8 protein-coding genes and 1 pseudogene are annotated in these 14,222 nt (G+C 53.2%); 4 read left to right on the forward strand and 5 right to left on the reverse strand.

What is annotated here, in order from left to right; all coding sequences use genetic code 11:
• The first annotated feature begins 49 nt into the window (after positions 1-49).
• Together LQV63_RS31800 and LQV63_RS15100 are read left to right on the forward strand one after the other, a co-directional pair.
• Positions 50-835, forward strand: a complete 786-nt coding sequence (locus tag LQV63_RS31800; protein ID WP_233697337.1) for a hypothetical protein — start codon at positions 50-52, stop codon at positions 833-835.
• The gene (locus LQV63_RS15100; protein ID WP_233697338.1) at positions 825-2,069 is read left to right on the forward strand and encodes a glycosyltransferase family protein; all 1,245 of its coding nucleotides are present in this window, start codon (positions 825-827) and stop codon (positions 2,067-2,069) included. Before LQV63_RS31800 ends, LQV63_RS15100 begins: the two co-directional genes overlap by 11 nt.
• A gap of 244 nt (positions 2,070-2,313) precedes the next feature.
• On the opposite strand, the gene LQV63_RS15105 is transcribed toward LQV63_RS15100, so the two are convergent.
• Positions 2,314-2,616, reverse strand: a complete 303-nt coding sequence (locus LQV63_RS15105) for a CPBP family intramembrane glutamic endopeptidase (protein ID WP_233697339.1) — start codon at positions 2,614-2,616, stop codon at positions 2,314-2,316.
• Between the two features lie 183 nt (positions 2,617-2,799).
• Here LQV63_RS15105 and LQV63_RS32065 point away from each other — a divergent pair.
• Positions 2,800-2,898: pseudogene (locus LQV63_RS32065) on the forward strand (MerR family transcriptional regulator); the annotation flags it as partial.
• 3 nt (positions 2,899-2,901) lie between these two features.
• Complete coding sequence (locus LQV63_RS15115; protein WP_233697340.1) at positions 2,902-3,465, forward strand: MerR family transcriptional regulator; 564 nt, start codon at positions 2,902-2,904, stop codon at positions 3,463-3,465.
• A 120-nt stretch (positions 3,466-3,585) separates the two neighbouring features.
• Here the strand turns inward: LQV63_RS15115 and LQV63_RS15120 are convergent, their stop codons facing one another.
• From LQV63_RS15120 to LQV63_RS15135, 4 genes are all read right to left on the reverse strand, one after another.
• A complete protein-coding gene (locus tag LQV63_RS15120) occupies positions 3,586-4,248 on the reverse strand; it encodes a hypothetical protein (RefSeq protein ID WP_233697341.1) in 663 nt (220 codons plus the stop codon).
• A gap of 1,096 nt (positions 4,249-5,344) precedes the next feature.
• The gene (locus LQV63_RS15125) at positions 5,345-6,796 is read right to left on the reverse strand and encodes a DHA2 family efflux MFS transporter permease subunit (RefSeq protein ID WP_233697342.1); all 1,452 of its coding nucleotides are present in this window, start codon (positions 6,794-6,796) and stop codon (positions 5,345-5,347) included.
• On the reverse strand, positions 6,796-7,020 hold the full coding sequence (locus LQV63_RS15130) for an MbtH family protein (protein ID WP_233697343.1): 225 nt from the start codon (positions 7,018-7,020) through the stop codon (positions 6,796-6,798). The genes LQV63_RS15125 and LQV63_RS15130 overlap by 1 nt, the downstream gene beginning before the upstream one ends.
• Positions 7,013-14,215 (reverse strand): amino acid adenylation domain-containing protein, encoded by a 7,203-nt coding sequence (locus tag LQV63_RS15135; protein ID WP_233697344.1) that lies wholly within the window; start codon positions 14,213-14,215, stop codon positions 7,013-7,015. Before LQV63_RS15135 ends, LQV63_RS15130 begins: the two co-directional genes overlap by 8 nt.
• Between the last annotated feature and the right edge of the window lie 7 nt (positions 14,216-14,222).

The following is a 14,222-nucleotide window of genomic DNA, read 5'->3' on the forward strand; positions in this document are numbered from 1 at the left end:
AAATAATTGAACAGGCTGAAAAGCTCCTACGAATGGAGATGGCTAAAAAGTGATTCATGAAAGTGCGTACGTTGGCCAGAATTCAATTATAGGAAAAAAAGTCAGCATCGGTGAATTTTCCATCATCGGTGATCAAGTGAGTATTGGTGATGGAGTAACCATTTGCAGCCATACAAAGATTCATGCAAACACTTCCATAGGCAGCGGTACATGCATTGGAAGTGTTTGTTCTATTGGTGCCTTGCCAAATCTTAAAGGTTTTGATAAATCAATCGCATCCGGACTTATTATTGGTTCAAATAATATGATCAATGATCATACAGTCATTGCGAGGTCGAAAGATCCGGACAGCAATACAATCATTGGAAATAGCAATCATATTGGACACGGCGCATATCTAGGCCATGACGTGATAATAGGAAATTCAACCACATTGTCTGCCCATGTGCGGATTTCCGGGTACACCAAGGTCGATGATTATGCCCATGTTGGTATGTCTGCGTTCACACATCAGTTTTCTAGCGTGGGCAAATATGTAATGATCGGTGCAATGGCTAAGGTGGTCAGGGATATCCCGCCTTATTTTCTGGTAGATGGCAATCCTGCGCTGATCAAAAAAATAAACAAAGTCGGCTTGGAAAGACAAGGCTTTACTGCTGAACAGATCCATCAATTGGAGCGCATTCTAGATGCATTTGCTAAAAGCTCCTACCCTTCTTTAAATAATGAAGATCGAGCGAAGCTGATGAGGCAATTTCAAGCATGTGAGTTGTTCTTAAAGTTGATGCAATTTATTGATAATTCAAAAAGAGGGTGCTTGAGAATTGATGTATAGTGAGGCCGTTGAAAAGATTTTTCAACATTTGACCTATAAGGACTGCGTGATTTCATTTTGTCATGACGACTACCGAAAGATTACCGGCGGTGCACAAAAATACGAAGTAGAACATCAAAAAATGATGAATGATTGCAACATTTCTAATGTTGCATTATTCACTGTCAGTAATCAAGATGTGCATACCATCGGATCTAATAATTTGCTTGTAGAAGTTGTGATTGATGGTGAAACAACGTGCTTTTTGGCGGCATGGCAAGTGGGACATTGTTTTGGAAATCTTATTGCAGCAAACAAAATCAATCTCTTACGCATTTTTCTCAATAGTTTATTCGGTATGAATATAGCAATGATTGATGAGATCGTCAGCAGAATAAAAGAAAAAAAGGATATAGAGCTCCTTCATATCTTGCATGATTATTACTCCATTTGTAGAAATATTTATTTGTTTTATAATGATGAGGAATTTTGCGGTCCAGCACCCGTCGGTTCACCTCGTTGTGCAACCTGTCGTCATGGGGAGGGCCGCGAAGCGCAATATGACAGTATAAATGAGCTGTTTATCAAACATAAAGTAGTCATCGTGGCACCTTCGGAAAATGGGAAACGGATATTTTTACGTATATTTCAGCATTTAGAGCAAAATGTTCGCGTTGTTTCCCATCAAAATATCATACCGTCGAGAAATATATCTACTTCCTATTCATTTGAAGATCGCAGAATAAGAGTCGCATATCCTGGCCATCCCCTCAGCAATAAGGGCTGGGATGCTTGGGTAAAGTTGAATGGAATTTCCAATAAATCGGATTATGAATTTTATCATTTTTTTTACGCTAATATAACGTTGCCTGAGACGATTTTTGTGGACACCAGTTTTCACAATGGTTCTACGCAGGATACAACGTCAAGGCTGATAGAACATGAGATTGACGTTGTACTTCTATGGTCAAACTGGTTTGGCACATATAATTACACCTATTACGAAAGTCTTGCGGCGAACTGTTTTGTTATCACATACAAAGACAGCGGAAATATTGCAGATCAGACAAAGCACTTTAAAAATGGACTCGTTTTGGATTCTGAACAAGAACTGGTTGCATTGTTTAACAATACGAAAAAACTAAAAGAGTGCATTGCTAGGCACAAAAATTCTGATGTGATTTACCGAGTGGTTGTAAATAACCAGCTGGCAGACGAACTTATGGACCTGAGACTTTTTTTAGGCTCAACCTAAAAAACAACGGTTCATGTATCGAAATTCAAGGGTTTCCAGAGGTCTTTAAAAGACAGCAAGGCGCCTGCTATCCATCTTCCTGAGCGTATATTTTCCCTGAAAGTCTCATCTTTCTCCATATGACTCCCCTCCTGCTCCCTACTATAAACCCTCTACTATACGTCAGAGTCAAGCGGAGAAGTCATGTAAATGACTAAAGGACAACCTCGTCTATTCAACTCATTCACAAAAAGAAGCATACCTATTATCCGGCAGCCGTTAGCAGCACGAAAATGGTGTTCGTTAGCCCGTGCACGATTATGCCGGGAATGACTGATTTCGTGCTCTCGTAAGTCCAAGCAAAAATCAGGCCTGCGACAAAACTGATTGCGAGTGTGTTGTAGGTCGGAATATGAGCCGCCATGAAGATGGCCGAACTTATGAATGAAGCCCATCCCCTGCCGAAGCGCGTGCGCAACCAGCGGTACAGAAAGCCACGGTAGAAAATTTCCTCATAGACGGGCGATACGATGCCTGCCGACACAACGGCAATCAGGACAGTGAACAAGGATATCTGGCTCTGAATACTCTCTGTTTTGCTATTTTCATAGCTGCCTCCAAAAAGGGACATCAGGTACAATATCAGCACGCTCGCCGCGAGCAGAACAAAAGATCAAATGGCGATGGAAATCAGGTATTTACGGGGAAAGGAACGGAAGTCGCAGCCAAACTCGGCCTGTCCGTCCGCACCATCCGATATTACGATCAGATTAAGCTGGTCAGTCCGGGAAACAAGGAGGCCGGAGGCAGACGCCTATACTCAGAAGAGGATTTGCTTAGACTGGAGAAAATCATGCTGCTGAAGTCGTTATCACTGCCTCTTAGCGACATTCAGAGCCTGCTGGACGAGCTGTCGATCCGGCAAATTCTTGAAGCGCATCAAAAACTTTTGGAGAATCAGTTAGCCCAGCTTCAAGAGAGCCTGAATAATACGACATCGCTGCTTCATTTCCATGAGATTGAAGGAGAGTTCCGCTGGGATACGCTGCTCCCGCTCGTGCAAAGTTCCCAGCCGGGTTCGAAGCCATGGCAGGCTTATTTTAATGATGAGGAGCTGCAGGTGCTTAAAGCCCGCCTCCCCAAGCTGGAAAATAACGACGAGATAACTCGGCAGTGGATTGAGCTCATCGTCCGTATTGAACGATGCATTCAAGAGGACGTCAAGCCGCAATCGGCAGAGGGCGCAGCGATTGCAGCGGAGATCGATCGGCTCTCGGATCTGACCTTTGCGGGAGACACTGCGCTGATGAATAAATTTTGGGAGCTGCGGAAGGACCCCGCCTCGACGGATCAGGGCTTGGTTCCTATTCGTCAAGAGGTCATTCAATTTATCGAGGATTGTCTGACTCATTCATGAATTCCATCAGCAAATATCCGGCTCGTTGTGAATGAACCGATGCATGATAGCAATGCTGCCTAATTATAAAAAAACGCATGCAGCGCCCCAAGGCGAATGCATGCGTGAAAACATTCCTATTTACTCTTTAATATCAAATTGATAGAACTCTCCCTTTTCATTAATAAAACCTCTAACGCTTGGCTCGCCGCTCTTTGTAAACGTAAAAAGGTTAGCCGTTTCGCCGTTTCCCCGCGTTACGCTGTAACCCGTCAAATCAATGCCAAACACTTTCTTCACTTGTGGCTTGGCAGAGGCCAGCACTTTATCGTTTTTGAATTTTCTGTATTTGTTATCGTTAATTCCTAATAAAGATCCAACTGAAGCCGAGGATACAAAGTAACTTGTAATTGCGCCCGTTTCTCCATCAATCCCTATCTGAATGTTTTTATCATCCTTGCTTAAAGCTCTAAAACCCCAAGAAGATTTATTCTTGGCAAAGGTCAAATTACCTTCCGTTATTTTGAAGGATTTACTTGCATTCAACAACTGTAACAGCTTCTCAGCACCTTTTTTTACGGTTGGAGGCACTTTATCATACGAATAACTCAGCCGAATGACGTCTACCTTGTCATCCATCAGGATGACCGACACACTTTTATTTCTTAATGCTGTGAGTGTCTCCCCATCTTCATAATAGGAGCGTTGCGCTTCATCAAAAGAAGCCGTTTGTGATGGATCCAGCTCCTGAACGGCCTTTAAAGCTGCCTTCCTCAAAGTTTCATCCACTTCATCAGTTTTCAAAAAAAGCGTAACTCTGTCGATCTCGCCAGTCTTTTTATTTATCGTAGCCTGGTTATTATTCTCGCCCGACAAAAACAAGAGATCGTCTGGGCCTTCATTTAAGATGTTTCAGCTTGCGGTTTAGTTTTGGCGGCAGGAAAAAAAATCCTGTGACAAGCAGGTTCGGGGCAGGATGATTCCAAGACCGCATGTGGTTTGACCGCCAGCATGCCAAGCTCGCATAACACGCGCACTGGGAAAGGCATTTCCAGCCAAACACGATACGCTGCCAATCGCTTTTCTCCACTCTCCCACTCGTTCAGAATGGGTATCCCGCCGATAGGTGAGGTTACCTTTGAGTCACATGTGCCCGTTGCTTCCCAGATGATGCAGCAACATCACCGTAAGATAACATCGTCTAGCGACTGAGATATGCGGAAATCGGTAGATGCTGAGCGAAGGGGAGAGTGGGCAAAAGCGCGGAATAGATAAGGAGGACATCTCGACAGTGGTAAAATGTTCGATAACCTCTCCCGTATCAACGATTAACAGGCACAAAATCTGGGAGCTGCGGGGGCTATGCTTGCCGTACAACGTTTTTCTCACCGTACTGAACCTACTGAACCATTGGGAGAGTGGAGCTAAGGATGAAAGAGAACTTCCTGTTGGATGAATGCAGACAAACAGCATGATGTTGCTTTTCATTCCAATCACCATTCGATCCATTGGAAAATATACAGTCTACTGGCGTGTTTGGAGCGAAAGCTCGCCTTTCTATTGGAAATCGTCCAGCCAAAACCGGGATTTCCTCTGTACACAACCGTTCAAGCCGGATCCCACTGGATCTTTTCCAGTGGTTCTACATCTTGTCGCACTCAGATTGCCAAAACGTTGGACAGAATCCAATCTCCGCCCAGAGAAGACAAGGCAACATGACTAACAAAGCTAACACCCCTTCCCTCATGTTGCAGTCCAGCAGACGAAAGACACCAAAAAGGCATAAAAGCAAGACCTCAGTTCAGGGGAGCTGAACCAAGGTCTGGAAAGTAGAAAAGTAGATTCGAGCATGCTAACATGTTCGACTAGTCGAGATGTCAGCCAGCAGCAGGAGGATTATTTATCCTTCAGCTTGAACAGGCCTTTCCTCCGCCGTCTTGACCGGGGCCCGCTTGCGGATGGTGGCAGCGGCATCGCTATCGCGGATACGAAGCGCAACGCATAGACCTATAAGCAGGAAGCTTGCGGCGCCGATCAGAGCCGCGCGGTAAGCCAACAGATTGGGCTCCATGCCTCCTGTGGCATTCACCGTACTTGTACCTACTGCGGCTAGAATGCCGGACAGAATCGCCAAGCCTATTGCCGGCCCAAGCCTGTTCTGCACAGTGAACCAAGTGGAGGCGCGCCCCATCGAAGATGGGGGAATGTTGGCGAAGGCCGCGATCTGCACGGCGCCGACCGTATGCCCCAAGAAGATGCCGACACCGAACAGCAAGCTCCGAATAAGCCACGGGTTAGTGTCGGAGCCGATCATGCTCAGCAGCACAAATATAGCAGCCGTGCACAATAGCCCTATGATGATGACACGTTTCGGTCCAAGCCTCGGATAAGTCCAAGGCACAAGCTGGGAAGCAAGCATAAGGCCCAGCGCCTCCGGGAAGGTGGTCAGGCCAGTGTCAAGCGCCGAGGCGTGCAAAGCATTCTGGTACATCAGCGGGAACACGTAGAGCATGCCCAGCAAGCCCGCTGCAGCGAACATGGCGACGAGACCTGTCGTGCGGAACAGGCGGTCGCCTAACAGCCGCAGATCAAGCAGCGGCTGCTTCACGCGCAGCTCGACGGCGACAAGGGCGGATATGAGAATAAGGCCCATCACCCCTGTTGATAAGATCGCAGGGGAATTCCACCCTTGCATTGGACCTTGGCTCAGCGCATACATCATCATAGCCAAGCCAGGCGCCGATAGGAGGAGGCCTGGAAGATCCAAGCGTCCCGCCTCTGGCTCCTTATGCTCTTTCAAATACAGGATGCCGAACAGCAAAGCAGGAATCCCGATCGGCAGATTGACATAAAATATCCAGCGCCAAGAGAAGTGTTCGACTAGAAGCCCGCTCACAATCGGCCCAACTGCAGGGGCAACCGCAATTGGGAGAATGAGGGCCCTGGATACCTTGGCCCGCTCCTGCGGAGGAAAGGTTCGGAACAGCATCGCTATTCCTACGGGAGTAAGCAAGCCGCCGCCGATGCCTTGCACAACCCGAAATACGGTCAGGGCTGTCAAATTATTGGCTAAGCCGCACAATGCCGAGGCTCCTGTGAACAGGGCAAGCGCAAGCAAAAAAGTGCGCTTCGTCCCCCATTTGTCGCCAAGCCAGCCCGCCACCGGCAGAACGATGGCGAGGCTTACTAAGTAGCCGACATTGAGCGCTCCCGATGCGGCAGGCGGAACTTGAAGCTCCTGGCTGATCGTCTGCAGCGCAACGTTCAGGACGGTGGCGTCCATGGCAACCACGAACATGGCTGCCACGTATACGATGCACACTACCTTTTTCGGATTCAACCAAGCCTTCATTACCTCTCTCCTTGAACAAGATCCGAAGAGCCGTATAGGCTGCGGGGCCGCAGATCCGTCCATTGCGAGTTGATGTAGTCCAAGCACACCTGGCGCATCTCCGGCCCCAGAACAGGGCTCCAGCCCTCTGGCACCATGGCGAAGGCAGGCCAAAGCGAATATTGTCCCTCGTCATTCATCAGCACCAGATAAGAGCCGTTCGCTTGCTCAAATGGATTAGTCATAGATTAGCTCCCTCCCATCAAGTCTTGTTGCCGCGCCGTTTGCAGACTTCAGCTTGGCCAAGAGGCTAGCCCCGATCTCGGCAAGCGGTCCAGGCTGACACAGGTCCTTATGCCGGCATGCGATATCATGCCGCTCGATCTGTCCGCCTATATAAGGAACCCACATCTCCGGTTCAATCGGATCGAACCAGTCCGGTATGATGGTCGAACGGAAGAACAGCAGATCTCCCTCGAATCTTCGCGGAACATAAGCCCCTAAAAGACGAACCGAATTCTCATATGTTTCTTTCAAATTCATAATGGTAGCTTCATCAAGGCTTGCCAATGCGCTGCTGTCGCTGCGAAGAATCTCGATCGCGGTGGCGATATTGAGCGGAACGTCGCCAATGCTGTCCTTATCGTAGCCGCCCAAAGCAAGCAGCGCGGTCAGCGCCTCCTCCTCATCCGGTTCTCCGCGAATAGGCAGGTAATGGCTCGGGTAAGCGTCAAGCATGGCCAGAAAAGCGACCTCTTCTCCCTCTTCTTGCAGCTGTACGGCCATGGCATGCGCCACATTGCCCCCAAGAGACCAGCCTAGCAGCCGGTACGGACCGGCAGGTTGAATCGAGCGAATATGTTGAATATAATCTGCCGTCATCTCCTCCAGCGTCTTCGGAAGCTCCTCGGACTGGGCAATGCCGCGGGCCTGCAAGCCATAGATTGGATAATCCATGCCCAGATGCTTCATCAGCCCGGCATAGCACCAGCTTAGTCCGCCTGCAGGATGGACGCAGAACAGCGGCAGCTGAGCGCCGTGCGTTCTGAGCGGCAGCAGAACCTGCAGCGCGCTGTGCCCGCCGCCCATATCGAGCCTTTCGGCGAGCCCGGCTGCGGTAGGAGCCTCGAAGAGAACGGCAATGCTCAGTTCCCTGCCCATCGCTTCGCGGATGCGGCTGATGAGGCGGACCGCAAGCAGCGAATGGCCGCCCAGCTCGAAGAAGCTGTCATCAATCCCCACGCGCCGCACCCCGAGCACTTCGGCGAACAAATCACATAGAACTTCCTCCTGCGGCGTTCTCGGGTTACGGCCGTCAAGCGCCAAGGAGACATCAGGCGCCGGCAGCGCCTTGCGATCCAGCTTGCCATTCGGAGTGAGCGGCAAAGCATCCATGCCTATCATCGCAGACGGCACCATATAATCAGGCAAAATGGAGGCGGCATATCGGCGCAGCTCGGCCGGTTCAAGGCTTGCTTCCGCGGCGAACACCACATAAGCTGCCAGACGCTTGTCTCCCGGCTGATCCTCGCGCACCACTACCGCTGCCTGGGCCACCTCGGGATGCCGGGCAAGCACGGCTTCGATCTCGCCCGGTTCGATGCGGAAGCCTCGAATCTTCACCTGATGGTCAGCTCGGCCCAGATAATCTAGTGAGCCGTCGGCGATCCGCTTGGCCAAATCTCCGGTGCGGTACATTCTGGTGCCCGGCGGACCGAACGGATCGGCAACGAACCGCTCAGCCGTCAACCCCGGACGCCCCCAATAACCGCGGGCCAGCCCAGCGCCGGCGACATACATTTCCCCCGTCACTCCGGGCGGAGCAGGCTGCAGCGCATCATCCAGCACATACACTCGAAGATCTGGTATTGACCGGCCGATGAGGCTGTTGGCTCCCGGGGCAGCGCTGTGCTGGTGAAGCTCATTGTAGCTGACATGCACGGTTGTCTCGGTAATGCCGTACATGTTGATCAGTCTGGGAGCATGATCCGGATGGCGCTGATACCAGTCCTCCAGCCGGCCAAGCTCCAGCGCCTCGCCGCCGAAAATAACATACCGCAGGGAGAGCGTCTGCCCCAGCTCAGGTTGTTCCCGATCCGCTTGCATCAATTGATAGAAGGCGGACGGCGTCTGATTCAGGACGGTCACGCCCTCTTGCGAGAGCAAATGCAGGAACTCGCCCGGCGACCTGCTGATCGTATGCGGCACCACCACGAGACGGCCGCCATGCAGGAGCGGACCCCAGATTTCCCACACCGAAAAATCGAAGGCATAGGAATGAAACAATGTCCACACATCATCAGAGTCAAAGTGGAACCAATGCTCGGTAGCCGCAAACAGCCGCACCACGTTCTGATGAGGAATGAGCACTCCTTTAGGCCTGCCCGTAGATCCTGAAGTGTAGATGATATAGGCCGGACTAAGCGGAGACAGACGCCCCCTGCGTTCATGGTCGCTTGGGTTGACTGGCGAATATTGCCGCAGCCGTTCCTCGGCTCCAGACTCATCCAGCACAATTCGCGGCAGGCTTCCCGTATCCGGCAGCTTGGAAGATACGTGAGTGCTTGTCATCATACAGACCGGACCTGCGTCCTCCAGCATATAAGCGAGCCGTTCGACAGGATAGTCCGGATCGAGAGGCAGATAGGCAGCCCCTGCTTTCAGCACGGCCAGCACGCCGACAACCATTTCTATAGACCGCGGCAGCGCCAAAGCCACAATCTGCTCGGGACCTACTCCTTCTGCGATGAGCAGATGCGCGAGCCGATTCGCCCGGATGTTTAGCTCCTCATAGCTCAGGGAGTCTCCTTCATAGACGACAGATATAGCCTCAGGCGAACGGGCCGCCTGCGCCTCGAACAGCCCCGGAAGAGTACCTTGCTGCGTTGCGGTCGCAGGCGTGCTCCATTCCATCAGGATGTGGTGACGCTCTTCCGCCGTTAAAATATCAAGCTGTCCGATAGACTCACTCGGTTCAGTAGCAGCAGTCTCCAGCACGCGCAAATAACGAGCTGCCAGCGCATCGGCTGTACTGCGCTTGAACAAATCGGCACTGTATTCCACAATTCCATCCAAGCCGTCAGGCGCGCCATTCGCATCGCGGCGCTCATTCAGCTCCACCGTCAGGTCGAACTTCGCCGTGCCCACGCTTTGAAGATGAAGGTTGGCTGCGACACCCGGCAGCTCCAGCGCTGCACCCGGCGTATTTTGCAGCACCAGCATAATCTGGAAGAGCGGATGTCTGGCCCGGGATCTGACGGGGTTAAGCACTTCTACGAGACGCTCAAACGGCAAGTCCTGATGCTCGTACGCAGCCAGGCTAACCTCGCGGACTCTGGCAAGCAGTTCGCGGAAGCTTGGGTCGCCTGACGTGTCGGTGCGAAGCACCAACGTGTTGATGAAGAAGCCGACAAGACCGTCAAGCGCATCGTCGCTCCGTCCGGTTATCGGGCTGCCGATCGGAATATCGGTGCCAGCGCCAAGCCGTGTGAGAAGAACGGCCAGTGCGGCTTGCAGCACCATGAATAGGCTCGCCTTGCTGTCACGGGCAAGCTCTAATAACTGGCCGTGCAGCTGCCTGCTAATCTGGAAATGGACGGTGCCGCCTTGGTAGCTAGCTGCCGGTGGTCTCGGATAATCAGTCGGCAGATCCAGCTGCTCCGGCAGGCCCTTAAGCGTCCGCGTCCAGAAATCGAGCTGGCGGGCAATAAGACTATCAGGATCGCCAGCGCTTCCCAGAAGGCGCTCCTGCCAGATCGCATAGTCCGCATATTGCACCGGCAGCAGCGGCCATACAGGAAGCTCGCCCCGGCAGCGTGCCGCATAGGCAGCGGACAGATCACGGGATAACGGGGTCAATGACCACCCGTCCCCGGCAATATGGTGCAGCAGCAGCAGCAGCACATGCTCGTTCGGAGCGAGCATGAACAGTTGGGCCCGCAGCGAAGGCTCAGCCGATAGCTGAAAGCTATAACGCACGGCTTCCGCAAGCCGTTCCGGCAGTTCCGCCTCGCTGGTCTCCGTCAGGATCAGCTCAGGCTGTGCTTCTCCAGCATCCAGAATAAGCTGGCGCGATGTACCTTGCGTATCGGGAAACACCGTACGCAGTGTCTCATGCCGGTTCACCACATCGCCGAGAGCCGCCTCCAGCGCCTGCAAATCCAGTTCTCCGGACAAACGGGCTACAAGCGGAATATTATAGGTCGGGTTGGGCCCTTCCAGACGATACAGGAACCATAAGCGCCGTTGGGCAAAGGACAGCGGAACGCTCTCAGGCCGCGCGGCCGGTCGTATGGCCGGTCTGGCCTCCTGCGCATAATCGATCCGTTTGACAAGTTCCGCAACCGCAGGCGCCTCGAAAAGACTGCCGATGTTTAGTTCGACGCCAAATGCCTCACGGATGCGAACCATTACCCGCCCGGCAAGCAAGGAATGACCGCCCAGCGCGAAGAAGTCGTCATCGATGCCGACACGGGACAGGCCAAGCACTTCGGCGAATAGAGCGCATAGAATCTCCTCCTGCGGTGTCCGAGGGCCGCGTCCCGCAGCCGTCATGCCGAGATCAGGCGCTGGCAATGCCTTGCGATCAATCTTTTTGTTCGGCGTCAAAGGCATGGCATCAAGCGTGACGATAGCCGCTGGGACCATATAATCGGGCAGCTTGCCGGCGACATAACGGCGAAGCCCAGCCGGATCGATTCCGGACGAAGAGGCCGGAACCACATAAGCGACCAAACGCCGATCCCCCGGCTGGTCCTCCCGGACCATCACCGTTACTTGAGCAACGTCAGTGTGCAGGGCAATCAGAGCCTCGATTTCGCCCACTTCGATCCGAAAACCGCGCAGCTTAATCTGATGATCGGCACGACCCAAGTAATCGATGGAGCCGTCCGCCAGCCATCTCACGAGATCGCCTGTGCGGTACATCCGGGTGCCCGGCGGACCGAACGGATCCGCCACGAACCGCTCCGCCGTCAGATCTGGCCGCCCCAAGTAGCCGCGGGCCAATCCAGCGCCCGCAATATACAGCTCCCCCGCCACTCCCGGCGGAACAGGCTCCAGCGCTGCATCCAGCACATATAGCCTCGTATTCCAGATCGGACCTCCAATGGACGGCTTACCCGTGCGCTCATTACCCAGCAGTGCAGCTGTCGAATAAATGGTCGTTTCCGTCGGGCCATATTGGTTGTTGACTTGGCAATTCAGATCTTGCAGGGCAAGCTTAAGTCCGATCGGGAGCGCCTCGCCCCCGGTTATAATCGTAAGCCCGTCGAACTTGTCAGGATTGCTGGCAGCAAGCGATTGCCACAGTGTCGGGGTCGCCTGCATAATCGTAGCTCCCGTGTCCCTGATCCTTTGCGCCAGTGCAGACGGATCCAGAATCGTATCCTTCCGAGCGATATCTATGCTGGCTCCGGTCGTGAGAGGCAGCAGCACCTCCATGACAGAAATATCAAATGAGATCGTCGTAACAGACAGCAGCCGATCCTGCCCATCAAGCGCAAACCGATCACGCATTGCCAACAGCAGGTTGGCCAGACCTTCAAATGTGAGCAATACCCCCTTAGGTCTGCCAGTCGAGCCGGAAGTGTATATCACATAAGAAGGGTGAAGCGGCGACAAGCGGCCTATACGGTCAGCATCATTAGGATTATGCTTAGCATGCTGCCCAAGTCTGTCAATGGTTGCAGGCTCATCAAGCACGAGCTTAGGAGCCGCACCGGAATCCGGCAGTCTGGAGACAACCTCCGTGACCGTTATGAGGCACATCGGTCCGGCGTCTTCCAGCATATAAGCAATCCGATCGGACGGATAATCCGGGTCGATCGGCAAATATGCCGCTCCCGTCTTGTGCACCGCCAGTATGGCGACGACCATCTCTACCGACCGCGGCAGCGCCAGAGCCACAATCCCCTCTGGACCGGCACCGTGCGCAATCAGCAGATGCGCAAGCTGGTTAGCACGCGCGTTCAACTCGGCATAACGCAGTGTTGCATCATCAAAGACAACCGCAACCGCATCAGGGGTGCGGGCAACCTGCTCCTCGAACAATCTTGGCACGCTCGTCTGCGGCAGATTATGCGCGGTGTTATTCCACTCGCTCAACACCTGACGGCGTTCTTCGGGCAGAAGCAGTTCCAGCCGCCCGATCGGCTGGCCGGGGGCAGCAGCGGCAATCTTGTCCAGTAAATGCAGAAAGCGCCGCTGATGCAGCATCAACTCGCTTGCGCTGTAAATCGCAGGGTTCGCATCAAAGTCGATACGAAGTCCGTTGCCGTCGGAGTTGCAGTACACATTAATCGTCAGATCATCCACAGGCCCTGCCGACAGGTTGCGTGTCCTTCCCCGATGGCCGGCAAAGCTCAGATCCTCGACAAACGGCATCACATTAATGAGAGGGCCGAACAATCTCCGGTTGTCCCCCAGCAATTTCAGGTCGCGACGCAGATCCTGATGACGATAGTTCTGGTGCCGTCTTATATCGCGGATTTCCCGGGACACCTGCTGCAGCAGCTCGCCCAGACTCATATCCGGCCGGACCGCCACACGCAGAGGCAGCAAATTCATGACCATGCCGGGAACGCGCAGCGCTGCGGAGCCCAGCCGGCACATCACGGGCAAGCCGAGTATGACGTCGTCTGCGCCGGTCAGCCGATGTACGTAGACGGCGGCAGCCGTAATCAAGACATCCGGCCAGCTTGTCCCCGACCCGCTTGCAGCCGCCTGCCAACCGTTCATGACGGGTGACGGCAGCTGCGTGGATCGGCGCAAAAAGCTGCGCGATGTCCGCTGCGCGCGCTCGCCCAGACTGACCGCTTCGGGTTCATCGGCGAAGCGCGCCAACCAGAATTGACGATCCTGCTCCAGCCGCTCTGATGCGCGATAAGCTGCATCTTCCTGCAGGATGGAGCGCAAAGAACCAAATGCCTCCTCACCGATCGGCAGATCGTAGGAAAGCGCGGTATAAATCTGAGCGACCCTTCGTGCCAGAAGCGAGAAGCCATAGCCATCGATTGCAATATGATGAATGCGCTGGTACCAGTAGAAACGATCGGGAGCGAGCTTGAACAGCGCTTCCGTAAACAGCGGGCCGCTGAGCAGGTCGACAGGCTGGGCCAAATCATGCTTCATCCATGCTTCTGCCGCTTCGTGCGGGTCCTCTCGCCCGCTGACATCTATGATATGCAGCGGCCAGCCGGAAGACGGGACGATAGTCTGCCAAGGCCCGTCCCGATCCTCTCCGAAGCAGACATGCAGCGCTTCCGCCTCCGTCACGGCCCGGCGTAAAGCAGTCTCGAAGCGTTCCGGATCAACAGGTCCATGGATTTCTACACATTCACCGGTATTGAATATCGGGTTGTCTGGATCAAGCTGCTGCGCGAACCAAATACCGGACTGCGCTCCCGACAGAGACCATCGGACCCTCTCCTGATCAGGCATGATAGTG

The sequence above is a fragment of the Paenibacillus profundus genome (assembly GCF_021369635.1).
In the GTDB taxonomy this organism is placed as follows: Bacteria; Bacillota; Bacilli; order Paenibacillales; family Paenibacillaceae; genus Paenibacillus_B; species Paenibacillus_B profundus.